Annotated in this window: 23 protein-coding genes and 2 pseudogenes; 16 read left to right on the top strand and 9 right to left on the bottom strand. The window is 42.9% G+C overall.

The window, feature by feature from the left end; genetic code table 11:
• Positions 1–534: 534 nt before the first annotated feature.
• Genes NG22_RS04745 through NG22_RS04755 form a run of 3 tightly spaced genes read right to left on the bottom strand, consistent with a single transcriptional unit; the run spans position 535 to position 1895 of the window.
• Entirely contained in the window at positions 535–1122 is a 588-nt protein-coding gene (locus NG22_RS04745; protein WP_053404661.1) for a hypothetical protein, read from the bottom strand.
• Complete coding sequence (locus NG22_RS04750; RefSeq protein WP_053404662.1) at positions 1095–1352, bottom strand: hypothetical protein; 258 nt, start codon at positions 1350–1352, stop codon at positions 1095–1097. Before NG22_RS04750 ends, NG22_RS04745 begins: the two co-directional genes overlap by 28 nt.
• Positions 1353–1355: 3 nt before the next feature.
• Positions 1356–1895, bottom strand: coding sequence for an RNA polymerase sigma factor (locus NG22_RS04755; RefSeq protein ID WP_053406882.1), 540 nt, complete (start codon positions 1893–1895; stop codon positions 1356–1358).
• Positions 1896–2087: 192 nt separating this feature from the next.
• Between NG22_RS04755 and NG22_RS04760 the strand changes: the two genes are divergently transcribed.
• Together NG22_RS04760 and NG22_RS17735 are read left to right on the top strand one after the other, a co-directional pair.
• Positions 2088–3020 (top strand): YheT family hydrolase, encoded by a 933-nt coding sequence (locus NG22_RS04760; protein WP_053404663.1) that lies wholly within the window; start codon positions 2088–2090, stop codon positions 3018–3020.
• 52 nt (positions 3021–3072) lie between these two features.
• The gene (locus NG22_RS17735; protein WP_157600868.1) at positions 3073–3267 is read left to right on the top strand and encodes a hypothetical protein; all 195 of its coding nucleotides are present in this window, start codon (positions 3073–3075) and stop codon (positions 3265–3267) included.
• 70 nt (positions 3268–3337) lie between these two features.
• Here NG22_RS17735 and NG22_RS04765 read toward each other — a convergent pair whose 3' ends face one another.
• The 3 genes from NG22_RS04765 to pdxH all read right to left on the bottom strand — a co-directional run bounded on the left by NG22_RS04765 (position 3338) and on the right by pdxH (position 6770).
• Positions 3338–4564 (bottom strand): Glu/Leu/Phe/Val dehydrogenase dimerization domain-containing protein, encoded by a 1227-nt coding sequence (locus NG22_RS04765; RefSeq protein WP_053406883.1) that lies wholly within the window; start codon positions 4562–4564, stop codon positions 3338–3340.
• Positions 4565–4667: 103 nt separating this feature from the next.
• Positions 4668–5936 carry a glycosyltransferase family 2 protein gene (locus NG22_RS04770; protein ID WP_053404664.1) on the bottom strand — a complete coding sequence of 423 codons (1269 nt, stop codon included), beginning with the start codon at positions 5934–5936 and terminating at the stop codon, positions 4668–4670.
• 195 nt (positions 5937–6131) lie between these two features.
• Positions 6132–6770, bottom strand: a complete 639-nt coding sequence (gene pdxH / locus NG22_RS04775; protein ID WP_053404665.1) for a pyridoxamine 5'-phosphate oxidase — start codon at positions 6768–6770, stop codon at positions 6132–6134.
• 106 nt (positions 6771–6876) lie between these two features.
• Here pdxH and NG22_RS04780 point away from each other — a divergent pair.
• From NG22_RS04780 to NG22_RS18285, 5 genes and pseudogenes are all read left to right on the top strand, one after another.
• Positions 6877–7457 (top strand): annotated as a pseudogene (locus tag NG22_RS04780) (YqgE/AlgH family protein).
• A 111-nt stretch (positions 7458–7568) separates the two neighbouring features.
• Positions 7569–9386, top strand: coding sequence for a DUF349 domain-containing protein (locus NG22_RS04785; protein ID WP_053404666.1), 1818 nt, complete (start codon positions 7569–7571; stop codon positions 9384–9386).
• 204 nt (positions 9387–9590) lie between these two features.
• Positions 9591–9779 carry a PspC domain-containing protein gene (locus tag NG22_RS04790; protein WP_053404667.1) on the top strand — a complete coding sequence of 63 codons (189 nt, stop codon included), beginning with the start codon at positions 9591–9593 and terminating at the stop codon, positions 9777–9779.
• Positions 9780–10111: 332 nt separating this feature from the next.
• A pseudogene (locus NG22_RS18280) lies at positions 10112–10432 on the top strand (trehalase-like domain-containing protein); the annotation flags it as partial.
• Between the two features lie 386 nt (positions 10433–10818).
• Complete coding sequence (locus NG22_RS18285; protein WP_367379223.1) at positions 10819–11811, top strand: glycoside hydrolase family 15 protein; 993 nt, start codon at positions 10819–10821, stop codon at positions 11809–11811.
• 72 nt (positions 11812–11883) lie between these two features.
• On the opposite strand, the gene NG22_RS04800 is transcribed toward NG22_RS18285, so the two are convergent.
• Positions 11884–12660, bottom strand: a complete 777-nt coding sequence (locus NG22_RS04800) for a YdcF family protein (RefSeq protein WP_053404668.1) — start codon at positions 12658–12660, stop codon at positions 11884–11886.
• A 57-nt stretch (positions 12661–12717) separates the two neighbouring features.
• Positions 12718–13647 carry a DUF3078 domain-containing protein gene (locus NG22_RS04805; protein WP_072159034.1) on the bottom strand — a complete coding sequence of 310 codons (930 nt, stop codon included), beginning with the start codon at positions 13645–13647 and terminating at the stop codon, positions 12718–12720.
• 227 nt (positions 13648–13874) lie between these two features.
• Here NG22_RS04805 and NG22_RS17340 point away from each other — a divergent pair, with 227 nt between their 5' ends.
• The 7 genes from NG22_RS17340 to NG22_RS04840 are packed head-to-tail and all read left to right on the top strand — an operon-like array spanning position 13875 to position 20230.
• Positions 13875–15671 carry a 4Fe-4S binding protein gene (locus NG22_RS17340; RefSeq protein WP_072159035.1) on the top strand — a complete coding sequence of 599 codons (1797 nt, stop codon included), beginning with the start codon at positions 13875–13877 and terminating at the stop codon, positions 15669–15671.
• A gap of 27 nt (positions 15672–15698) precedes the next feature.
• A complete protein-coding gene (locus NG22_RS04815) occupies positions 15699–16208 on the top strand; it encodes an NADH-quinone oxidoreductase subunit J (protein ID WP_053404670.1) in 510 nt (169 codons plus the stop codon).
• A 2-nt stretch (positions 16209–16210) separates the two neighbouring features.
• Positions 16211–17311: a complex I subunit 1 family protein gene (locus tag NG22_RS04820; RefSeq protein WP_053404671.1), complete on the top strand. Its 1101-nt coding sequence runs from the start codon at positions 16211–16213 to the stop codon at positions 17309–17311.
• A 3-nt stretch (positions 17312–17314) separates the two neighbouring features.
• On the top strand, positions 17315–17602 hold the full coding sequence (nuoK, locus tag NG22_RS04825; RefSeq protein WP_053404672.1) for an NADH-quinone oxidoreductase subunit NuoK: 288 nt from the start codon (positions 17315–17317) through the stop codon (positions 17600–17602).
• A complete protein-coding gene (locus NG22_RS04830) occupies positions 17602–19389 on the top strand; it encodes an NADH-quinone oxidoreductase subunit L (protein ID WP_053404673.1) in 1788 nt (595 codons plus the stop codon). The genes nuoK and NG22_RS04830 overlap by 1 nt, the downstream gene beginning before the upstream one ends.
• 11 nt (positions 19390–19400) lie before the next feature.
• The gene (locus NG22_RS04835; protein ID WP_053404674.1) at positions 19401–19778 is read left to right on the top strand and encodes a hypothetical protein; all 378 of its coding nucleotides are present in this window, start codon (positions 19401–19403) and stop codon (positions 19776–19778) included.
• Positions 19779–19783: 5 nt separating this feature from the next.
• A complete protein-coding gene (locus NG22_RS04840) occupies positions 19784–20230 on the top strand; it encodes a GNAT family N-acetyltransferase (RefSeq protein ID WP_072159187.1) in 447 nt (148 codons plus the stop codon).
• A gap of 581 nt (positions 20231–20811) precedes the next feature.
• Here the strand turns inward: NG22_RS04840 and NG22_RS04850 are convergent.
• Positions 20812–21348: a GNAT family N-acetyltransferase gene (locus tag NG22_RS04850; protein ID WP_053404677.1), complete on the bottom strand. Its 537-nt coding sequence runs from the start codon at positions 21346–21348 to the stop codon at positions 20812–20814.
• A gap of 626 nt (positions 21349–21974) precedes the next feature.
• On the opposite strand from NG22_RS04850, the gene metG reads away from it, so the two are divergent.
• Both metG and NG22_RS04860 read left to right on the top strand, forming a co-directional pair.
• Entirely contained in the window at positions 21975–24047 is a 2073-nt protein-coding gene (gene metG, locus NG22_RS04855; protein WP_301280971.1) for a methionine--tRNA ligase, read from the top strand.
• A gap of 411 nt (positions 24048–24458) precedes the next feature.
• Positions 24459–25499, top strand: a complete 1041-nt coding sequence (locus NG22_RS04860) for a hypothetical protein (RefSeq protein ID WP_053404678.1) — start codon at positions 24459–24461, stop codon at positions 25497–25499.
• Positions 25500–25706: the final 207 nt, after the last annotated feature.

Genomic DNA, 25706 nt, shown 5'->3' on the forward strand with positions numbered 1-25706 from the left:
GATCTTTGCATCGCTTTTCTATCTAATCTGAATAATGAAAGTCTGTCCAAATTATTCTGGCCTAAATCATCGTTTAGCTGTGAGGCTGAAAAAATGAAGGAATAGTTTCGTGTTTTTTCCAACGAAACAGGTGAATGAGAAGAAAGCCAGTTTGTCCAAATTGGGGCTATAATAAATCAAAGAAAACAAGTTGTAATAAGGTAAAAATAAACTACTTGTTTTTAGTAAATCAATTTAGCGGTGAATAATTCGGCTTAAACAGATGAAAGAGGAGCAAGCAAGCGTGCTTAAATTTGGGCTATTACTAAATTTGCAAACACAAACTTATTAGATTGGAGATAAGTCATTTAAGGTAAGTTGGTTGATAGGTCGACGAGAAATTTGGCTTAAGGCTAGCGCTGTAGAATTCGGGATAAATCGAATTTCACAGGATGGATAGCCCCGGAGGCTGCTGGGATCTCAGCTGAAAGTTTGGGGATAGGATGGGTGGGCAATTGAGGCATTAAAAAAGCCCCAAAAGTGGGGCTTCATTTATTATTTTAATTCCGTGATATTCGCACTTTCTTTTAGTTGATAAATGTTTCCGTCAATCCGCAATTTAATGAGCTGATCTGTTTTCGAAATGAATTCAACCTTTTCAAATTGTCCGTACAGATCAAGTTGGTTGTTTTGGAAAGAATATTTCCGGTGTTTCTTCTTCTGACTATGAATTTTCAAAGTAACGGTGGTGAAACCGGTAACTTCTGTACTTTCTGCGCTTTGCACTGAAACGCTAGAAGGGCTTTCGACCATTTCCAGATTTTCTGTGACCGTCGGTTGAATAGGTTTGCGAATTGTTCTCTTTGGAGCCTCAGTTGGAAGTGTTTTGGTATTGTTCAGGTTAAGCCTGATTTCTTCCTTATGCGTCTCTGTGGCTTTAGGTTGAACTTTTGGTTCTGCCATGTCAGATTCCAGGGCTTCTGAGAAATCTAAATCAACATTTTTTTCTACTGAAGTAAGTGGGATGAATTCTTCAGAGACCGTCTCACTGGAGTGTGGTGCTTGTAATTGGTCTGAGAAAAAGAAGCCTGCACCAATGACTAAACCGATGGAAACTACAGCTGCCGCTCTTGGAATGACCAAAATCCGGAGGTGTAGGTACTTTCTTTGATGGGTAAATTGTTTAACCGACCTTTAAGTTCCGATTTACGAAAATCATGGAGCGCGTTACGCACGTCTTTTTGAAAATTCACCTCTTCGGTTAAGTCGGGGGAGTTCTTCATAGCCTGCTCGAACCTCAGCACTTCCTCCGGATTCAACTGATGACTCAGATAATCATCGACCATGTGAAAATATTTTTCGTCAGCGTTCATAGGTTAATCTAAGAAATCGTTAGAGGTGAAATGAGATTTTACAAACAGATCCAGCTTCTTTTTGCATTTATATTTTCGGGTTTTAGCGGTATCCGCATTTGCCAGGCCAAATTTTTCTGCAATTTCAGTCATGCCCAATCCGTCAAAATAATGGGCGGTTAATATGTCTCTACAGGATTTTCCCATTTTATCGATACAGTCCCTGATGATTTTTATTCTTTCTTTATTTTCAAAGTCTTCAGAAAAGGGGATGTCAGCGGGTTCTCCGGCATAACGTTTTTTTCTTAGCAACTCTTTATGCCAAAGGTTTTGACTTACACTATACACATAGGTGCTGATTTTAGCGGTAAGCGTCAATTCTCTTTTGCTAACTTTTTGCCAAAAAACAATCAAAGCATCCTGAAAAATATCTTTGGCTTCTTCCTCGTTCCCACCGTTTTTAAGAATGCTTCGGGTGATCATGCTATAAAGCTTGATATACAAATAATCAAGAGCACTTTCGTCTCCCTTTTCAATCCTATCGATGACTTCTTTATCTTTCATCAACTGCTGGTTAATACATGGATCCATTAAAAAGTAACCCTACTTATCGTCCAATTATACGTTTTTTTTAATCTAAAAAAGGAATTAAATTCAAATTGTTTTGGGTTGGTTTCTTAATAAAAGGAGGTTAAGACCCATTGATTTATATAAACACTTCGTTTTGAGGGAGTTCAAATAGGGATAAAAACATAAATGAAATCATATAAGCGGCCACCATTTCTTTTCAATGCCCATTTGGAAACCATTTTTCCAACTTTAAGCAGGCGGGTGAGGGTTTCCCAATCTCCGGAAAGGCTGGAATTAGAGGATGGTGATTTTTTAGATTTATACTGGTCTAAACAAGGCAGTGAGCGGCTGGTGGTGGTATTGCACGGCCTGGAAGGGGATGCCCACCGGGTTTATATTCAGGGAATGATCAGGGCTTGTATGCAGGCCGGTTTTGACTGTTTAACTTTTAATTACCGTGGTTGTGGAGAAGAGGTAAATCGTTTGAAGCGATTTTATCATTCCGGAGCCACGGATGATGTCCGAAGAGTGATGGATCACGTGGGGAAACGTGATTATAAAAGTATTTCCATGGTGGGCTTTAGCCTGGGAGGGAACCTGAGTCTGAAATACTTGGGGGAGGGAGCGGTCCTTCCGAATTTGTCTGCTGCAGTGGCGGTATCGGTGCCGCTGGATTTATTAGGGTGCACATTGGAAATTCATAAGCCTAGGAATTTTATTTACCACGATCGTTTTTTGAGGTCTTTAAAAGAAAAAGTCAGGCGAAAATCGGCCCATGGCTTTGATTTTGACCTGGATTTACTGGAGAAAATTGACCGGCTCTGGGATTTTGATGATCACTTCACTGCCCCGCTGGGAGGCTTTGCCGGGGCGGAGGATTACTACATTTCCTGTAGTTCTAAAAATTTTATTAGCGAAATTAAAATTCCTACCTTAATTTTAAACGCTGCAAATGATCCGTTTTTATCTGAGACCTGCTATGCCCCACATGTTTCAACCGAAAATGAATTGATTAAATTCATGCAGCCCGAACATGGCGGTCATGTTGGTTTTTTTCAAAAGGGAGGACTTTATTTTTCAGAATGGGCAGCCGTTTCTTTTTTGAATTCCAACATTTGATTGGCACTGTTTTTGGACTTTTTGGAACCAAGGAATTATTTTGATTTTTGTTATGAAGTTAGTTCACATAAACGACAAGGGCGTTAGATTTTACGCAATGGTAGGGAATTTATTCGCAGTGGCGAATGTAAGCGGAAAGAAAACCGTTTCCACCTGCTTAAGTTTTACGCATTTAAATGAGCATATGATCGATCAGATGGATGCCAGCGAAGTACACAGGTTGCAAAAGGAATTTGGCAAAAACTAATTTGATTTTTTATTTATGATTCCTGAAAAAACCGATGCTTACAGGAGAGGCATCGGTTTTTTTGTTAATTTTAAAGGAGTTTTTTGATGGCCAGTTCCAGTCCTTTATTGGACATATTGGTGCCTGATTGCACCTGAGAGTGAAGTTCCTCCAGTGCATTTTTGACGGTGTTGGAAGTATCAAGGAAGATATTGTGGTCCGTTAATTCAACCTCTCCCTCCATTAAAAAGGCAAAAACCCGCGCCATCCCGCAGTTGGCAATAAAATCCGGGATAACCGATACCCTTTGGTCGGCATATCTTGCGGTAGCGCCCATAAAGATTTCCTCATCATGAAAAGGAACGTTGGCCCCACAGCTGATGACTTCCAGTCCACCTTTAATTAATTCGTCAATATTCGACTTATTCACCAGGCGAGAAGCCGCTGCAGGAATGAAAATCTCAGCACCCATCTTCCAGATTTCCTGATTGATTTTCTCGAAAGGAATGATGCCGGAATGGGCCAGTTGATTGCCTTTCCGGTCCAGATACAAATCCTGAATTTCCGTCAGCGTAAATCCGTCCTTCTGGAGAAGGCCTCCATGTTTATCAATGATGCCGACAATTTTCACCCCCATTTTGGCCAGATAAAATCCTGCCGCTGCGCCCACATTTCCCCATCCCTGAATGATCGCCCGTTTGCCTCGGAAATCCCCGTTCCAAATGTGGTAATAGTGCCGGACAGCCTCTGCAACGCCATAACCGGTGATCATATCCGATACCGTATATTTCCGACTCACCTCCGGTGAAAAGGCCGGATCCTCAATGACTTTCTTTACGCCCTGCCGCAATTGCCCGAGCTTTTTGATCTTCTGTGGTTCATTCGCTTGATGATGCCCATTGACAATGCCTTCCTGCGGATGCCAAAGGCCATAATCTTCCGTAATCGGGATTACCTCATTGATCTCATCTACATTCAGGTCTCCGCCAGTGCCGTAATAGCTTTTCAGGAGTGGAGTCACCGCCTTGTACCAGCGCCGGAGCACTTCATCCTTTCGGGGATCTTTGGGGTCAAAGTCAATGCCGGACTTCGCACCGCCAATGGCCGGGCCGGAGACGGTGAATTTGATTTCCATGGTTTTTGCCAGCGATTCCACCTCTCTTTTGTCCAATCCCTTCCGCATACGAGTTCCCCCGCCGGCCGCCCCTCCCCGCAGAGAGTTGATCACCACCCAGCCTTTGGCTTCGGTTTCGGTGTCGTGCCATTCAAAAACAATTTCAGGTTTTCTTTCCTCAAATTGTGTTAAAAGTGATTTCATTTGGGTTCTGTTGATTGTTGATTTCGGCACCATTGTGCCCGTGTTTTAATCTGTGTTTAATATAATTTACGGAAAAAATGGTGAAATCAGGTTAATCAACGAATTAATCCCAGTTCGGAAGCTTGGGGGAATAGTGCAAATTTCGGTCATAAGCCCGCATGCTTTCCAATTGTTGCGCCGGTTGACACTGCGAAATTTCCAATAAATTAAAGAGTTTATCCACGCCACTTCTAAGGTCAATAGGGGGATATTGGTAATCTCTTAAAAAGTGAACATATTTTAGCGTGCGGAAGCCATCGAACCATTGAAAGAAACGCTGCTTAAAAATTTTTTTATTCGGACTGTTTTTGAGGATCTTTTGAAGCTCTTCTTCAAATTTACTTTCCACCAAAAAGGCCTGAGTGGCAGCCGGCATTTCTTCCTTCACAGCCCCGAAAGGTTGTTTGAAAAAGCCGTAAGCCTTTTCGATAAACACTTTCAATTCCTCAAATATTTCTGGGTGATAAGAATCCATCCGCTGCGTTTCCCCCGAAGCCAAAAATTCACCCACCGCTTTTCCGGTACCAAAAGGCACCCGATCTGAAGGCCTGGGAGAGGGAATCACCTGACAGGACGTGATGTCGGCGAAGTTCCCCAATGGAATAATTTTGTGCAGAAAGTAGAAGTCCTCTCCGGCTTTCCGGCGGTTCATGCCCCCTTGCTTTTGGTAAATATCCGCCCGTACCACCATGCTCGAACCGATGGTCTCATAGGCAAAGGGATGCTGGGCATATCGAAGTCCGTTGACATAATAGCGCAAATGCAATTCATAAATCTCAATCGCTTCGTACCATTGCTTTGGAAAATCACCTTCCAGCGGATGCTCAAAATGAATGGATGCCGCATTGGTTTTCGGGTAATCCTGAAAATATTGCTCAATCTCCAAAAGGTAGTTTTCAGAACATTGACTATCAGCATCAAAGCAAATGATCGGCGCCTTGGGCTTTCCGATGGTCTCTAGTCGGAAAGCGGCCTCGTCCATCCCGATTTTTCTGGCAAGGCCTACCCCCGCATGTTTTTTGGGGAGATTGCTGACCTTAATGAATTCGAAAGAAAGGTGGGGAAGCGATTGTGCCATTGCCCAGGCCTGTGCTTCTTCCAGCGTCTGCTGATTTCGTTGAATGACTTCCTCTGAGGCATTTTCCCCATGGTTAATTACCGTTATCACCTCCGTATGTCCCTTTGTGGGCTTGCAATTGGCCAAAGATTGTAGGGAAGTCAGCAAATCCGGTTCGTTATAACAGGGAATCACCACAATCTGGCTGGTATGGGCTTGCGCTTCATTGCTTAAAAAGCGTTCCGGATAGGCGTATCTTTCTAAATAAGTATTCATGAAAATCAGAGAAGAGAATTATTTTTTAGGGGCTGCCCTCACAGGCTCGGTCGGGCTGGCGGGCCTCGCTCTTTTTGCCGACTCCTGAGAAGTTTATTTAAGGGTAGTCGCCGGCAAAAAGGAGCTCAGGCAAAGCCCGCTATCCCTCAGCCGGTTGGAATGGAAAGTGTAGCGCAAAGTCGCGCCAACGGATGGTCAGGGAGCCAGGCGCTTTTTATTCCAATGCCCGTTTTCTAAAACATACAGCACGCGGTCATGCAATCGGCTTGGGCGTCCTTGCCAGAATTCAATACGATCCGGAATGATACCAAAGCCTCCCCAATGCGGCGGGCGCGGAACATGGGTGATGAATTTGGCTGCATACTTGGCAAAGCGGCCCATCACCACCGCTTTGGAATCGATCTCCTGACTTTGTTCAGAGGCCCAGGCGCCTACCCGACTTTTGTAGGGGCGGCTAGCAAAGTATTGATCCGAGACCTCCTCCGGCATTTTAACAACACTTCCTTCAATATTGACTTGTCGCTCCAGCTCAGGCCAAAAGAAAGTCAAAGCTGCAAATTGATTATTGCTCAACTGTTGTCCCTTGCGGCTATTGTAATTAGTATAAAATACGAAGGCGTTATTTTCAATGCCTTTCAGTAAAACCGTTCGTGCGGAAGGTCTTCCCTCAGCCGTAGCAGAAGAAACCGTCATGGCGTTGGGCTCCATCACCTCCGCTTTTATCGCCTCATCAAACCACTGGTTAAATTGTTGGATTGGGTGGGCATGGCATTCCTCAACGGAAAGTTCTTTTTTTGAGTAATCTTGACGTATATCAGCAATATTTATCTTCATGGGTGTCATCTTGCGTCGAAAATAATGGCGAAAATAAGGGATTAGTTTGACATTTAAACTCCTTGTGCCTTTATTCGTGAGGAATCCAACCCTAATCTTTATTGTGATGAACTATTTTGACTACGGAAATATTTCCCAACCACAAAAGGGCGATCTGTTAATCTCGGAACCTTTTTTGGCGGACCCCAATTTTGAGCGGTCCGTGGTTTTCTTAGTGGAACATAATGAGGAGGGCAGTGTAGGGTTTGTTTTGAATAAGCCTTCCTTTCTGAAACTGAATGAGGTGATGCAGGGAGAAAATATCCCGCAGGAGCAAAGTCTTTTTGTGGGTGGGCCTGTGCAGCAGGATACGCTTCATATGGTGCACCGAGCAGATTTTCTGGGGGAAGAAAGTCATCAGATCGTGGAGCATGTCTATTGGGGGGTGGTTTCGAAGAGGTGATGAGTCTGGTACGGGAGGAACAACAGCCTCACCCGCAGGTGCGGTTTTTTCTGGGCTATTCCGGATGGTCTGCTGGCCAATTGGAAGCAGAGCTTAAAGAGAAATCGTGGATCATTTTTCGGCAGGCGAATGAAAATCTGATTTTTGACACCCGTCCCGATGATTTGTGGAAGAAAGTATTGTCCCTGATGGGGGGAAGATTCAAGATGTATTCAAATTACCCCATAGATCCTCGCATGAATTAAAAAAATGTCTATTTTTGGGCATCCAATCCTTCAGCAATATTTTTGAAGGAGGGTATAGATTGTGTTCGGTCCGCCGCTAACGGCGGGAATTTTTAAATTAATTAAAGAGTCATGGAAAACGACAAATTGTTTGATCAGTCTTCTGAAGCAGAAAAGGAAAATGTACAACCTGAGCAGGAAGTGAACACTGCTGAGGAGGTGAAAGAAGAAAGCCTTACTGTAAACGAGGAAGATTTTGTCGGAAAAAGTAAGGAAGAATTGGTAAAAGCCTTATCGGACTTGAAAGAGTCTCAGAACTTCCGTTACAATGATGAAGTTTTGAAGATAGTGGGGCCAATTTTTAATGGTTTACGTCATGAAGAACGTCAGTCGGCTTTGGAGAAATACAAGGCGGATGGCGGAGAGCCTGACGGTTTTGAATACCATGGCGAAGAGATGGATCGAAAATTTGATGAGCTCTACAGCTTATTGAAGGAAAGAAAACATAAATATTACGCTAACCTGGAGTCTAGCCGTAAAGAAAATACGGCTAAGAAAAAACTTTTGCTTCGCCAGTTGAGAGAAATTGTAAAAGGCGAAGAAACGGAGCAGAGCATTGAAGCTGTTCGTAAGATTCAGGAAGAGTGGAAAGGTATCGGTCAGGTGAATATGGCCGAAAATCAGGAGCTTTGGGCTAATTATAAAGCCCTTTTGGATCAGTATTATGATCGTCGTGGTATTTTCTTCGAGTTGAAGGATTTGGACCGTCGTAAAAACCTGACTAAAAAAGTTCAGCTATGTGAAAAAGCAGAAGAGCTGAAAGATTCGGAGATTTTGGATGCGGTTCGTATTTTGAATGAATTGCACGAAGAATATAAAAACATCGGCCCGGTGCCTCGTGAAGAGCAGGATAAAATCTGGGATCGTTTCAAGGCGGCTTCTGATGCGGTTTATGATCGCCGTAAAGAATACAGCGATCAGATTCGGGTAGAGCAGGAAGCGAATTTGGAAACCAAAAAAGCTTTGATCGCCAAGATTCGTCCATTTGTTGATTTTAATTCCGGAAGAATTACGGAGTGGAATCAGGAAACCAAGAAATTGCAGGACCTTCAGAAGGAGTGGGATGCTATTGGGCATGTACCTCGTGAGAATGCCAAAGATATCAATAAAGAGTTCTGGGGACTTTTCAAGACTTTCTTTAATAACAAAGGACAATTCTTCAAGAACCTGGAAGAGGAGCGTACGGTAAACTTGAAGCTGAAGCAGGCTTTAGTGGAGAAGGCAGAAGCGTTGAAAGACAGCGAGGATATCGAAGGAACGGCTAATACATTGAAGTCTCTTCAGCAGGAGTGGAGAAAAATTGGCCCTGTACCAGAGAAATTCAAGGATTCTGTTTTTGAAGAGTTCAAAGCGGCATGTGATCATTTCTTCAACCGCAAGCGCCAGAAGAATGAAGCCGTGGAGCAGGAGTTTGTAGCTAATTTTGAGAAGAAGGCAGCGCTTTGTGAGCAATTGGTCGCTTTGGCCGCTGAAAAACCCAACAGCTTAGAGCCGCTTCAGGAAATTCAGGCACAGTTTGAAGAGATTGGTTTTGTGCCTCGTAAGGAAATTAAAACCATTCAGCAAAAATGGGCCGAAGCGAATGCCACTTATTTAGAGGCAGTTGAAGGGATTGCAGAAGGGGAGAAGCAGCGCTTGGTTCTGCAGGCAAAATATCAGCGATTGAAATCGTCACCAAATAAATCTTCTTTGAATAAAGCTGAGCAGGACTTACGTCGCCAGATTCAGGAATTGGAAGATGAGATCAATACCTGGAAAAGTAACCTGGGCTTCTTTGCCAGATCTAAAAATGCAGAGGCTTTAAAGGCGGAATACGATCAAAAAATCGAAGAAGCAGAAGCTAAGGTAAAAGTGCTTCGTGATGAGCTAAGAATTTTGAATCAGGCTTAAGAAAATTGTCAGATTAAATATTAAAACCACAAGTTTCCGACTTGTGGTTTTTTTTGTGCATGATGGCATGAATAGTACATGTTTTATGGTTAATTTCATAAATAACATGAAAAAAAGGAGGTAAATTGTTTGAATTATAATTTTTGGATAAAATATTTCCGCTATATTTAAAAAAAGGCTATATTTAAATAAAGTAAGACAGAAATGAGAAAAAACTTAACCCGACCAGTAAATCGTAAAATTATTGCCGGCGTTTGTGCAGGAGTTGCAGATTATTTCAATTTGGATCCTGTTATTATTCGTTTGATCTACGTGTTTTTACTTTTATTTGCAGGAACAGGACTCGCGCTGTATATTATCTTATGGATAATAATGCCCGCTGAACAATATTAAAGATTCCAGATTGTGGATTAGGTTTGATTTTTTTATCGAATGGATTTTTTTAACTAGGTAGATTATTTTTTTATATCTTTTTGTTTTAAACCACAATCACTTCTTCAATTTATCCAAAAGCATGCCAATTTTCATCAAGCATGCTTTTCTTTTTATTACCAATTTTGTACGGTTTAAAGGTTGTTTGAGAATTTAATTTTTTGGAAATTATGATTTCTCCAAAAAATTATACTAATCTCTTATTTATGACTCAATCCCATACTTATGATTTCGGTATTGTCGGTAATTGTGCTTTTATGGCCTCTATCGACAAGCGAACCAATGTGGTTTGGATGTGTTGGCCTTCCTTCGATAGTAGTTTTGTTTTCGGTTCTTTATTGGATTCTAAAAAAGGGGGTGAATTTACAATTCTGCCTGTAGAAACAGCTTTCTCCTCTCACCAATACTATATGGATAATACCAATATATTGGTGACGGAAATCGAAGATGAAAATGGTAAGTATCGCGTAACTGATTTTGCACCCCGGTTTCCTCAATATGACCGGTATTTTCGTCCGTTGATGTTAATCAGAAAGGTAGAACCGCTTTCGGGTAATCCCAGGGTGAATGTGAGATGTGCACCCAAGGGAGATTATGGTACGAAAAATCCGGAGCGGGTTTTAGGTTCCAATCATATCAAATATCTGGGAATAGGGGATGAAATGCGCCTGACCACTAACATTCCATTAAGTTATGTGATCGATGATGAAGAGCCCTTCTTCCTGAATGAAACCAAATATTTGGTTTTAACCTACGGTGCTCCATTGGAAGCGGCATTGGAAAAAACAGCGGATGAATTTTTACGCGCCACCCAGAAATACTGGCAGGATTGGGTGAAATCCACTTCGATTGGTTCTTTTCACCAAAAGGCGGTGATTCGTTCTGCCCTCGCTTTGAAAATTCACCAGTTTGAAGATACCGGTGCTATCATTGCGGCCAGCACCACCTCCCTTCCGGAATCCCCGGCAGTGGCCGTAACTGGGATTATCGTTTTTGCTGGATGCGGGATACTTTCTACACCCTGCAGGCTTTTAACCATATTGGTCACTTTGAAGAATCGGAAAGGTATTTTAACTATATCGCCAATATTTCTTCAAAGGAAAAGGATCGTTTTCAACCCTTGTACAGCATCAAGGGGAAATCTAAGCTGGAGGAAAAGATTATTGATCTGGAAGGATACCTCGGAAATGGTCCTGTGAGGATCGGAAATCAGGCGCATGAACATATTCAGAATGATGTTTATGGGCAGGTGATGATTTCACTTCTGCCCTTGTTTGCTGATGAGCGTTTTCAGCATGAGAATCGCTTTAATTCTCATGATATGATGCGCAATATCCTGAAAATGATTGACCGGACCATTGATGAAAAGGATGCCAGTTTGTGGGAGTTTCGTGATCGGTCCAAATATTATTGCTATACCTTTTTGTTCCAGTGGGCCGGAAGTTCCGCGGCATTGAAAATTGCCTCCAGATTTGGAGATAATGAAATGATGACTACCGCTCGGGAATTAAAGAAGAAAGCATTTGAGCGTATTGAAGCCTGCTATGATGATAAAATGGGGGTTTATACGCAGGCGGCCGGATCGCCGGAATTGGATGCGGCCAATTTGCAGTTGATTATGATGGGCTATCTGGACTCTTCCAGTTCCATCGCAAAAACGCATTTAAAGGCGATGGAAAAAGAATTGCGGACCAAGGAAGGTTTATTCTATCGTTATAAACATATTGATGATTTTGGTGCGCCGGAAACAACTTTCCTGATTTGCGCTTTCTGGTACGTGGAGGCATTAGCCGTTGTCGGTAGAGTAGAAGAGGCAATCATTGAGTTTGAAAAATTACTAAAATATACCAATCATCTTGGACTATTGAGTGAGGATGTAGATGCCAAAACCGGCAGCCAGTGGGGGAATTTCCCTCAGGCCTATAGTCACGTCGGTTTAATTAATGCAGCCTATCGAATAGCGACTAAGCTCGATAAACCAATGTTCTTTTAACATTTGCTAATTAGATTAAAAAAAGCGGAGGTTGATATCTTCCGCTTTTTTTATGCTCAGTACTACCGGTTATTATAAATATCCTTTCAGACGATAAGTGACAAAGCCCACCCATTCCTTGATTAAAAAATTCCAGCATGTTAAGGTTTGCGCATCCGGCAGGAGGTAGTCTGTCCAAACCAGAGGGCGGTGGGAAGTAGCATAATGAGCTGAAAAGGGCAGGCAATATAAACCTGCTTTTTCAAATATTGCCAGTGATCTTCTCATGTGACTGGCGGAGGTGATTAACAACCAATCCGTATCTGATGCTACATTTTGCGCTTCTATCAGTGCTTTGGTGAAGCAGGCGTTTTCATAAGTATTTCTGGATGCATCCTCAATGAAAATGGCCGATTCGGGGACACCCGCATCCATTAGAAACTGGGCAGTCGTCATGGCTTCTGAAGGCTCTCCTTCCATTCGGTTGACATAGCCATTTCCTCCGGTAAGAATAATTTGATGGACATAGCCACGCTGAAAGAGTTGCAGCGTATGTGTGATTCTGTCCGCGGCCCAATTAAAGTGGGTTAGTGTAAAGGGTGGGCGTCCGGTATCCACTGCTCCTCCAAGCAAAATGGCCGTCCTGGGCTTATTCAAAGAAAGGTCTTCCATTTCCAGGCTTTCTATTTGCCAACAACGATCAAAAAAATCATATAGTGGGCGGTTGGAGAATAGAATTAATAGGGAAAAGGTGGTCAGCAGGAAGGTTTTCCTTTTTCGCTTCCATACTAAAGCCAATAAAAGAAAAAGGAGTATCCAGTTGATCGGCTGGATGCAGAACACCAATGCTTTGGAGAGTAAAAAGAACATAAAAAACCACTAATAATTTTGGCAATATTAGTGGTTTCCTTTTGAAATTGGAAAATATTAATCCTCGTGATTTTTGAATTTGTATACCAATCCAATGGCCATCACGTGTTTGTATTGCATTCGGGGCCCGGTTTTTCCTTCTTTGTCCGTAATTAGGATGTCATCATCATAAATGGTGGAGATTGCAATATTGGCAGAAAGCCAGTCATTTACCTTAAGGTCCAGTAAAGCATCCAGGTTCACGTCAATGTTTTGTGGGTTTTCCTGATAATTACTGAAGAAATTTCCATTCAGTTGAAAAGTCACATTCTGCGCAATGTCTTTTCGAAATTGAAAACGGGCATTTCCCCCCAATTCAAAACGGAAGTTATCACCTGGATCTACTCCAAAAGCACCCTGGGCCGCCAAAACGTCGTCACGGACAAAGGTCATTTTACTGGCGATGGGTCCCAGATAAACATAAAATAATTCTCCAAATCGATAAGTAAAGCCTAAGGAAAGTTCCAAATATCCGGGAGCCATAAAGGTCGATATTCTGGTTTCAGGGTCATTTTCCAAATCGAAACCATCGGCAAATTGGGTCCTAAAATTGAGTAATCCGGTATAGTACCATTTGGATTCACTTATCTGACGGTTAAAGCTGGAGAGTAATTCGATGCGGTCATCGGTTTTCTCAGTATCATCTTTTCCTTTTCGAATCAATCCATAACCGACATCGAGCTTATTAGCCCAAACAATTTTTCCTTTGGAATAATTCGCGTACCAGTTCCCAAAAACATTTCCCGCGATGGAATTATCACCACCGGCCGCCCAATTGGATAGGGTTACCTGAGAAAAGTTAATACCGGCAGATCCACCGGTTTTCCATAAGGGATTTGTGCTTTCTTTGGCCGCTGGAGCAGCAAGGGTGTCAACCTGGACATCCGGAGCCTGCGCAAAGCTTTGTCTGGACAAAACTAAAGCGATAAAAAGTATAAAGTATTTCATAAGTAGAGGGATGGTTATTCTTAATATCGTAATAATAGTCAGTAGGTTTGTGATTTTATTTAGAAATTTAATTTCCAGATGTTATTATTTCACTGATAAAAACTTGTTTGTTGATATTTGGCTAACTTGTTCGTAAAACAAGCTTTTGTTGGAGTGCATTCTTTGCGTTTTGACAGTATTCAGTGTAATTTTGGTGTTACGGTTTCTGTTTCCGTTCCATAAAATCCATGAGAAAACAACAATCAAATACATATTGGACCAATATTAAGGAGACTTTTTCCACGCTAAAGGAAGGGATTGGCTTGACCATCAGTCACTTTTCAAAGGCCACGAAGTCTCATGATAACCGGGGGATTGATCAGGAAGGTTATTTCGATCAAAAGGAAGGTTTGGTGACTTTGCAATACCCGCACGAGAAGCTTGAAGTACCTGTAAACGGGCGATACAAGCTTGATTTGGAAGAAGAGGACTGTATTGTATGCGACAAATGTGCGAAAGTTTGCCCGGTGGATTGTATAGATATCGTGTCCATTCGATCGGCGGAAGAATTAGGTAAAACTTCGGACGGCTCTTCCATCCGCTTGCATTTGGCCAAGTTTGATATTGATATGGCCAAATGTATGTTCTGTGGCCTCTGTACTTCCGTTTGTCCGACGGAGTGTTTGACGATGCTGCCGGAATATGACTATTCGGCTTTTGATTTTGAAGAGCATAACATTCCTTTTGCGACCATGACACCATTAGAAATCATGGAGGCAAAAGAGAATTGGGAAAAGGTACAAGCAGAAAAGGCGGCAGCAAAAAGTGCAAAGCCTTCTCCAACTTCTGTGAAGAAACCTGCTGTGAAAATTCCTGCAGCGGCACCTAAGGTTAGTGTGCCAAAGCCTGCAGCTAAAAAAGCAGTGGTCAAGCCTGTCGCTTTACCACCAAAATCCCCCAATGGAGAAGCTTCGGCTATGAAGCCGGCCGCACTTAAACCAGCAGTGCCTAAGAAACCGATCGTGCAACCTAAGGTAGCAAAAGATGGGGAGCAGGTGTATGAGGAGCAAAAACCAGCGGCAATGAAACCGAAAATTTCGGGTGCCTCGAATGCGGCGAAGAAGCCGGTGATAAAACCGAAGATTGGCGGAGCTGCTGCGGAAAAAGCGGTGACGGATAGTAAAGCGTCTGCCTTGAAGCCGAAGATACCGGGCGCCTCGAATGTGGCGAAGAAGCCGGTGATAAAACCGAAGATCGGAGGAGCTGCTGCGGATAAACCGGTAACGGAAAGTAAAGCGTCGGCCTTGAAACCAAAGATTCCGGGTGCCTCGAATGTGGCAAAGAAGCCGGTGATAAAACCGAAGGTCGGGGGAGCTGCTGCGGATAATCGGGTAGCGGATAGCAAATCGGTTGCCTTGAAGCCAAAGATTTCGGGTGCCTCGAATGCGGCTAAGAAGCCGGTGATAAAACCGAAGATCGGAGGAGCTGCTGCGGATAAACCGGTAGCGGACAGCAAATCGGCGGTCTTAAAGCCAAAGATTCCGGGTGCCTCGAATGCGGCGAAGAAGCCGGTGATAAAACCGAAGATAGGAGGCGCTGCTGCGGATAAACCGGTAACGGACAGCAAAGCGTCGGCCTTGAAGCCGAAGATTCCGGGCGCCTCGAATGTGGCGAAGAAGCCGGTGATAAAACCGAAGATTGGTGGAGCTGCTGCGGAAAAACCGGTAGCGGACAGTAAAGCGTCGGCCTTGAAGCCGAAGATTCCGGGTGCCTCGAATGTGGCGAAGAAGCCGGTGATAAAACCGAAGATTGGTGGAGCTGCTGCGGAAAAACCGGTAGCGGACAGCAAAGCGTCGGCATTGAAGCCGAAGATTCCGGGCGCCTCGAATGTGGCGAAGAAGCCGGTGATAAAACCGAAGATTCCGACGTCAAAGGCGACGGAACCAAATAAAATTTTAACTGAAAAAGAAGGGGAGCAAGAGGGACCACAAAATGTGGCTAAAAAGCCGGTGGCCAAACCTAAAATCCCTAGCTTTAAGAAATAGGGCGGCAAGTCCGCGAAATAGAATCGAATGCAAGCGATCAATTTTTATAGCCTGATTTTTTATGGCTTTTCCGCATTGGTGCTGGTATCAGCACTCAATATTTTACTGACAAAAAATGTGCTTTATGCCGCCTTCTCGCTCTTGGTGAGTCTTTTCGGTGTGGCTGCACTTTATGTATTAATGGGGGCGGATTTTATCGGCATCGCTCAGATCATGATTTATATCGGTGGAATACTGGTGTTGATGATTTTCGGAGTAATGTTGACCACAAAGTTGAAGGGAGAGCCTATTCTGACCCAAAACCGGAATGTGTTATCGTCTCTTTTGGTCGGTACCGGATTGAGCACTTTCCTCGGTTTGATATTTTCTCAATTTGAATGGGCGAATCGTCCGTGGATCGACCAAACGGCTTTGGCCGAAGGAAGTATTCGTAAATTGGGAATTGCTACTATGACCGATTTTCTGTTGCCCTTTGAATTAATCGCCATCATGTTGTTGGTCGCTTTGGTGGCCGGTACTTACCTGGCTAAAAAATAAGTATGGAAATCACTACCTTTTTATTTTATCTGCCTTTTCTACTCACCTTTGCGGTAGTGGGGATTTATGCCGAGCGAAAAATTGCCGGATTTATTCAGGATCGGATGGGCCCGATGGACACCGGAAAGTTCGGTTTATTGCAAACCATCGCCGATGTCCTGAAGCTATTAATGAAGGAAGACATTACGCCTGCACGCGCGGATAAAAAATTATTTCCCTTAGCTCCCATTATTGTCTTTTCTGCGATCGTCAGTGGATTTGCCGTTCTGCCGCTAACCTCCGGTTGGACAGGGGCAGGCGCTCAGGTAGGCGTTTTTTATTTGTTGACTATCATCACTTTTGATGTGGTGGGCATCTTGATCGCCGGTTGGGCAGCCAATAATAAGTATGCGCTTTTTGGAGCGGAAAGATCTGTTGCTCAATTGATCAGCTATGAAGTGCCCATGGGACTGTGCGTTTTAGCGGTAGTGTGTGTATGTCAGACACTGGATCTGCAGGCCATCTCTTTTCAGCAGGGAATTTTCGCTGCCTCGGCAGGGCAGGAGGAAAGCTATCTTTTTGGGATCAAAGCCTTGGGAATAGAAGTGAGTCAGTATGGCGGATTCCTGACCTGGAATATTTTCCGTGCGCCGGTATTAATTCCTGTAGCGCTGATATTTTTCATTGCCTCTTTGGCTGAAGCCAATCGGGCACCATTTGATTTGGCGGAGGCGGAGAGTGAATTGATCGCTGGATATAATGTAGAGTATTCCGGATTCAAATTCGCCATGTTGATGTTAGGAGAGTATGGTATGATGCTGTTGATGTCTATTCTGATGGCCGTACTTTTCTTTGGAAGCTGGAATACCCCATTGCCCAATATCGGAGGCTTGCCACTTGCCGAGTGGACTTCAGGGGAGCCGGGAACACTTTCTGGACATCTTTGGGGAGGTTTTTGGATATTATCCAAGGCATTGGTAGTGATCTTTTTTCAGATGGTGGTACGCTGGACTTATCCTCGCCTTCGGGTGGATCAGCTCATGATCTTCGCCTGGAAATATTTAACGCCAGCCTCGCTGGTTTTGGTTTTATTGTCCGTGATCTGGCGCATGTTAATGATATAAGAAATGATTCCAATAAGTCATATATTAATTTTGTCTGCGATATTGTTCGCCATCGGGTTGATGATCATTCTGATGAAAAAAAATGCCATTGTGGTGTTGATGGGGGTGGAGTTAATCCTTAATGCTGCCAACCTGAATATGGTAGCTTTTTCTCAGTATGATCCAAGCCTCAAGGGGCAAATGTTCAGCATGTTTGTCATGGTGATTGCCGTGTCAGAAATTGCCATCGCTCTGGCCATTGTTTTTAAATTGTACCATCACTTGCGCACTGTCGATATTGATTTTAATTAATGGAAGCCATTCAAACTATAGCACCCATTCACCCCGCGATTTATGCCGCTTTGCTGGCAACGGTTCTGCCATTGCTTTCTTTTTTGGCTATTGCTTTTTTTTCCAAAAGACTGGAAGAGACGATCAGCGATAAAATTGCGATCTCGGCCATCAGTGGCTCTTTGCTATTATCCATTTATATTTTCCTTCAGGTGTTTCCCAATAATACCTTAGAGGGAAACTGGCATTGGTTCCGTGTGGGGGATTACTCCCTGAATTTTGGAGTGCTGCTGGATCAGCTGTCGGTGGTGATGCTGTTGGTCGTGAGTTTAATTTCCCTTTTGGTCCATGTGTTTTCTATGAACTATATGAAGGGGGAAAAATATTATGCGCGTTATTATGGCTATCTGGGGCTATTCACTTTCAGTATGCTTGTGATTCTGATAGCGGATAATTTGCTGCTCCTTTTTATGGGCTGGGAATTGGTAGGGCTTTCCTCTTACCTGTTGATTGGCTTTTGGTTTGAGCGGCCATTGGCGGCGAATGCCAATAGAAAAGCATTCCTGACCAACCGGGTAGGGGATATGGGATTTTTGCTGGGACTGATGATTCTTTGGGCTTACTTCCATACTTTAAGTTTTGCTGAATTGTCCCAAATTTTTTCCAATCCTGCAATCATTAATCAAATTCCTGAGGTATGGTTGATCGTAGCTGGGCTGGGAATTTTTATGGGTACGGTGGGCAAGTCTGCTCAATTTCCTTTACAAGTCTGGTTGCCGGATGCCATGCAGGGGCCAACGCCGGTCTCCGCATTAATCCATGCGGCAACCATGGTGGCGGCGGGAATTTTTCTTTTAGCAAGAGTATTTCCATTATTAGTTCCTGAAGTATTGATGGTAGTCGCGGTAATTGGAGCCATAACCGCCATTCAGGGAGCTTATTCCGCCCTGAATCAATTTGATATCAAAAGAGTGTTGGCTTATTCCACCAGCTCCCAATTGGGCTATATGGTTTTAGGAATGGGCGTGGGCGCTTATGAAGCCTCGCTATTTCATTTGGTAACGCATGCCTTCTTCAAAGCCGGCTTATTTTTGGCCGTGGGTGCGGTGATTCACGCCATGCATCATTTCCAGTATCAGTGTAAAAAATTGTCCATTCCGGTTCATTTTGATCCGCAGGACATGCGACAGATGGGTGATTTAATGCGCCGTATGCCTTTGATCCATGCGGGATATGTCATTTGCGCCGCAGCCCTGATCGGGCTTCCGTTTTTTTCCGGATTTATGTCAAAGGATGCGATTCTGATGGCTTCCTGGGAATGGGCTTCAAATATGTCAGCACATGGGCATGTATGGGCCTGGGCCATTCCTTTCCTTGGTTTTGCTGCCGCAGTATTAACCGCCTTTTATATGGCGCGCCAATGGTATTTGGTTTTTTGGTCAAAGTCCAGGGTACTGAGCAAATGTCAGGCCGCTTGTCCTTGTTATGATAATCTGAAAGATCCTTCCTGGAAAAAAACGGTGCCGGTAGGCATTTTAGCTGTTATGTCGATCAGTTTTGTCTATGGACTCAATCCATTCGACGGGCATGCCACCTGGCTTTACCATGCTTTTGAAAGACCCGCGACTGTTTTACTGAGTGGATGGCAGTTGTCTGGTCGGGAGCATTTGACGTTCATTCCATTTTTGGCGGTGCTCTCTGCGCTTGGGGCATTTTGTATGCTTATAATAAGTATGGACGCGATGAAAAAATCTGGGAAGATTATGTGCATCGCAGACCTCAAAGTAAATTGGGCTACTACTCGCTAAACAACTTTTATATGGATCGCTTTTACCGAAAGCATTTTATGATCCGAAGTTTGCGATGGGCTTACCGATTGCATTGGTTCGATCAAAAAATTATGAGTGGTATGGTGGATGGGGTTGCCGGTTTAACGGTGAGATCTTCTAAGGCATTTGCCTGGCTGGAATCTTTGAACAATAGCATCATCAATGGTTTAGGCGTTTTTGGGGTGATCCTCGCACAGGGCACTAAAATGTTTGATCGCTTTTTTGTAGATGGATTGGTGAAGGGTCTTGGTGAATTGAGTGAAGGCCTGGGCCGGGGCTTGGCGAATCTGCAAGGAAAGCAGGTGCAGTCCTATATTACCTATGCGGTGGTGTTTTTATTATTCATTGTTTTTTGGTTTTTTATATAAAGGATATGAACTACGAAATTCGCCCTATCGAACCTAATGATTTTCCTGCTTTGATTGAGTTGTTTCAAGGCTTGGCCGACTTTGAAAATGCTTCCGATAAAATGTTGAATACAGTGGCTACCATGGAAGCGGAGCAGGATTATGTTCGTGGATTTGTTGTAGAATCCGAAGACGGAACGCTTGCCGGATATGCTACCTATTTTATTACTTATCATACCTGGGTGGGGAAATGCATGTACATGGACGATCTCTTTGTTAAAGATAGCCTTCGTGGAGCAGGCCTGGGGAGAAGTTTAATGGAGGCAGTCATAAATGTTTCCAAAGCCGAAGGCTGCAAAAGTTTGCGCTGGCAAGTGACTAAGGGCAATGCTCCGGCGGAAGCTTTCTATGAGAAATTAGGAGCTACCATTACCGATGCTCAGGCTAATTGTGATTTGAAATTAGAGCATTAAACCGCGATTTTTTTTGTATTTTCTAACTGAAACAGGGCTTTATGCTCTATGGTCATTTTGAGCATGTTTAAAAGCACACCACCCGGCTGCAAATTTCGAATTATTGGAAGCGATTTAGGATAATGTCTTAACAATAGCGATGCTATTCTCTCAATATAATCCTTTATTGCTTCTGCAATAATCAAATTTTCACTAAGAATTTTTACTTTTTAACACGATTTTAATCAGGGGGTGGGGTGACGAAAAGGGTTTCCGCAGTGATTGAGTTCTATTAGCCATGATTATTCATGCATTAATCCTCCTTTAGCAGCAAGGCAGGAATGTAAAGGGTTTATTTTATTTCCAGTTTTTTCCCAGCGAAGTAAATAAGTGGGGAGAAAGCAAGCTTCCCTCAATTTAGATGGTTAATCAATCAGGAAGACCATCTCTAATGTATTGAAAAGGTGTTATTTCATTTGGGTGAAATATCTTTGAAAATGGCTGTTCAGGGATGAAATTGAAGCTAACCTTGATTTATCAGACAATAAAAAAGGCACAGTTGCCTGTACCTTTAGGTTTGATAAAATACCTCTCCTTAATGATTAATGCCGCTTGCCGTAGTCCTCTTTTTTTAATTCAAAAGGTTTAATGGTAGACTTCAATGAGGGCTTGGCCAAGGTGTTCATGCGCATGCCCATACTGTTCAGGAAATTAACAGAGGCAATATCGCTGCCCTCTGCACCTGCTTTAATAACTTTTGCATTCATTTCTTCAAAGGCATAGCGGAACACCACTTGTCCGGCTTCTTTGGCATAGCCCTTTAGCCAGTAGGCAGGCTGTAGCGCACAGAAAAAATGATAAGTATCCGGGTCATCATTTGGGCGAAGACCGGTAATCCCCACAAATTCGCCGTCTTCTTTTTTCCTGATCAGTAGCGTCAGGCCTTCTTTACCTTCCGGGGTTTTGAATAAAGTATAATCCTTTAGGTGCTTCGTACTTTTTAAATGCTCCAAAGTTGGCATGGAAAGAAATCGAACCACCTTGCGGTCCTCTACCAAATCGGTAAAAGGTTCGTGATCTTTTTCTACGAATGGTCTCAGTTTCAATCTATCAGTCTCAAAATGCTTTTTCCATTCCATATTATTGGTGTTTATTGTGCTCAAAAGTTAAAAAATAAAAAACAAAAATGCGATTGCTTCAATTCTTATCAGGCCATCATAAGCCGAATTATTCCTCCCTGGATTTATTGACGCTCCTCATGGTCTTTGTTATCAATTCATTACAGATGTTTGGCTTTGGATATTAATAGTCCAAATTTGAGTAAAACTGCTTTCCATGCGTTCCTCTGCTTTGCGGAAAAAAATAGCAATAGGGCTTTATTCCTTTATTTTTTCGGCCCTGCAGCCAATCCAGGGTTTTTAAGAGTGTGATTTAAAGCCAATATTTGCAGCCGGATGGTCTGCTTTTAAACACGCTCCATTGATGTGAAATTTGGATTTTGCCTAAAATGCCTTGAAATAAGGGGATTCATTGCTTATAGATAATATCAAAGAGATGATCTTACAACTGATTTTTTAGCGACTTACTTTTTTAAAAATTTCCTTGAATGTCTAGCACTTATTTTTTTGCCGGAAAGGCGATAACTTTCTGTCCGATAAGTGGAAATAAATCAAAATAAAGGGCATGCTTGAATAATTCGGCTGAATTGTCGTAGGTAAAATACAATTTGCTGCCTGTGATCATTTATCCCCTTCAAAAAAAGCTTATCTTTGGGGCGAATTTTAAATACGCTATGACAAAGCAATCCAAATATACCATTACGGCGGCTTTACCGTACGCCAACGGACCAGTGCACATCGGGCACTTAGCAGGGGTTTATGTTCCTGCGGATATTTTTGTACGTTATCTGCGCTCAAAAGGTGACGATGTAGTTTTCGTTTGTGGAAGTGATGAGCACGGCGTGCCGATCACGATTCGTGCCAAAAAAGAAGGCGTAACGCCACAGCAGGTAGTAGATAAGTATCATGGAATCATTAAGAATGCTTTCAAAGATTTCGGAATTTCCTTCGATATTTACTCTCGTACTTCCAGTAAAACGCATGCAGAAACGGCTTCGGAATTTTTTAAAAAAATGTACGAGGAAGGGAAATTTGTAGAGCAAACTTCCGAACAGTACTACGACGAGAAAAACAATCAGTTTCTGGCCGACCGCTACATCATGGGTACTTGCCCGAACTGTGGTAATCCGGATGCCTATGGTGATCAGTGTGAAAAGTGTGGATCCACTTTGTCTCCAAGAGAATTGGGCGACCCTCGCTCAACTATTTCCGGTGAGAAACCTGTTTTGAAAGAAACCAAACACTGGTATTTGCCATTGGATCAATATGAGCCATGGTTGAAGGAGTGGATTTTGGAGCAAAATAAAGACTGGAAATCCAATGTTTACGGGCAATGTAAGTCCTGGTTGGATGCTGGTTTGATGCCTCGCGCGGTAACCCGTGATTTGGATTGGGGTGTTCCTGTACCGGTAGAAGGTGCTGAAGGAAAAGTGTTGTACGTTTGGTTCGATGCCCCAATCGGTTATATTTCGGCGACTAAAGACTGGGCGACTGAAAATAACCAAAACTGGGAAGAGTACTGGAAAGGCGATAACTCCAAATTAGTACACTTCATTGGTAAGGATAATATCGTATTTCACTGTATTATCTTCCCATCCATGCTGAAGGCGGACGGAACTTATAATATTCCGGAAAATGTACCGGCGAATGAGTTCCTGAACCTGGAGGGCGATAAAATTTCTACCTCCAGAAACTGGGCAGTTTGGTTGCACGAATATTTGGAAGATCTTCCGAATAAGCAGGATGTATTGCGTTACACTTTGTGTGCAAATATGCCCGAGACCAAGGACAATGATTTCACCTGGAAAGATTTCCAGACGAGAAATAATTCCGAATTGGTGGCTATCCTTGGGAACTTTGTGAACCGTGCGGTAGTGTTGACCAATAAATATTATGAGGGGAAAATTCCGGCACGTGGAACTTTAGAGGCGATCGATAAGGAAACCATCGCGACGATGGAAGCTATTCCTGGGCGTGTGGGTGCTTCTTTAGAGAAATATAAATTCCGCGAAGCATTGCAGGCGATGATGGAATTGGCGCGTTTGGGGAATAAATATCTGGCAGATACCGAGCCATGGAAATTGCAGAAAGAAAATCCGGCTCGCGTTGAAACCATTATGAACATTGCCTTGCAGATTTGCGCAAATCTGTCCATCGTGGCGGAGCCATTCTTACCATTTACTGCGCAGAAATTGGTGGAGATGTTGAACATTGATACCTTAAAGTGGGCAGATGCGGGTAGATTAGACATCTTAGCCGATGGCCACCAAATTAATAAGCAACAGTTATTATTCGAGAAATTGGAAGATCAGGTAATCGACGCACAAGTGCAGAAGCTGGAAGATACGAAGAAAGCGAATGAGGCGGCAAATGCGCCGGTGGAGCCTTCTAAGGATTTGTGTACCTTCGATGATTTCATGAATTTGGACATCCGCGTAGGGCATATCCTGGAAGCGGAGAAATTGAAGAAATCTAAAAAACTATTGAAGCTGAAAGTGGATGTAGGTTTTGAAGAACGCACGATCTTGAGCGGTATTGCTCAACATTTTTCACCGGAAGAGGTGGTGGGTAAAAAAGTAGCCGTATTGGTGAACCTGGCCCCACGTAAGATGATGGGGATTGAGTCGGAAGGAATGGTCTTAATGGCGGAGACCAAAGACGGATCTCTGAGATTTATGGAGCCTTCCGAGGCGGCAGAAGCCGGAAACATGATCAGTTAAGTCAGTATTCAATAATATATAAAAACACGGTTCTTTCAGGGCCGTGTTTTTTTTGAATGTTGATTTTTAATTAAAACCTTTAACCCGAATTATTCACCGCTAAATTAAGTAATTCACCTTAACTGATTTATTATCAACTCAGTAGACTCATTTTACTGATTTTTTCATAGGCCAAATTTGGGCAAGCTTGCTTTCTCCTCATTCATCTGCTTCGTTGGAAAAAACTCGAAATAGGAGACTATTCCTTCATTTTTCCCGCCTTGCAGCTAAAAGAGGATTGAAGCATGAATAATCCGGGTTAATGAAGTTTACATAAGATGGTAATTTAAGTCTAACAATTTGGTGTAATTTTTTCTTTCCTTTATCTTTCCGTCTTTAAGTTGCGCAGCCGTTTTCTTTAATTTTTGCTGGATGAATTTTCGAATGAAGATCCCTGTTTTTTTCTTTTTGAGTTTTTGGTTCATCCATTTTACTCATGGACAATCAATTCCTTCTGAGATTGATACTTCGGCCATAAGGGATTTGGTGGATAAGGAAGGCTTCAGGCTTTTTTTTGATGCGCAGTCAGTCACAACGGATACCGTTGATTTTTCTCAGATTATTTCCGTTGATTTCAGAAAAAACAAAGAAATTCATTTATTCTCTCAAGAGTTTGTATGGCGAAGAGATATTGTTGGAGGCTGGACACGCACAAGCCCTCATACTTATCTTCAGGGTTATTTTGATGAGGAGCGTTTCGGAGGTATTTACTATGATTCCGAAAGCAGAAAGCGCCTTTTTGAACAATTTTATTATTATAAAATTTTAGGGGATTCCCTTTACCTATATTCTGCGGAAGACAAAAGTCGCCTGAAATGGGTGCTGAAGATTCTGGAGCTGAATGACTCCTTCATGAAATTTCGCAGTAAACAGTTTGGTGATTTAAAATATGATCGAACGGATTTCGTTATGACCTCTATGCTGGGCGAGAACGTGAACCGTTTTGCGCAAAAAAATGGAAAATTACTATGCGGTGATTATCCGGAAACACCAGAGAGTTGCGATGCCTGTTTACAATTGAGTGCAGATTTGGTGATGGGAATGTCGGCTCGTTTTTTAAAGCAAAATGTTGATACGACCTATTTGCATGAAAAGGCACCGGATAAATGGATCCTTAATGATGAGCAAAGCAGAATTGTTTTGGAATTTGAAGATGGCCGCCTGAATCGCTTGCGCTGGGTGGGGGTGGCCGGAAGCGGCAAATACCATTTTTCAGAAGTTTATTTGGGAGATGTTCAGACTTATGTGGAAAAAAAGTTTGGAAAACCATCTAAAGTGGTTTCAATAGATCGATTGCCTAATGCCGAATGGTGGCATTATGATCCATTCCCTTTTAGAATCCAGATCCGTGATGAGCGGGTGCATATCATTGAATTATTTTGGGCTGAAAACTATAAATATCAAACGGACTGATAATTTGCTAGTCCGGCTGTAGTGAGAAAGGGATTAATTTTTTTCGCCTTTTTTCATCGCAATTAGATTAATTTTAGAGCGCGGTTAAATTGTATTGAGAGCCCTCATTTTCCCCCTGAAACAGTGGTCTGTTGTATTTGAATGTCCTATATTTTGAATCAAAAACAGATTAATTACATTGAAGCACTCTCCATCATATCTCATTTT

Source organism: Persicobacter sp. CCB-QB2, from assembly GCF_001274635.1.
Classification (GTDB): domain Bacteria; phylum Bacteroidota; class Bacteroidia; order Cytophagales; family Cyclobacteriaceae; genus Persicobacter; species Persicobacter diffluens.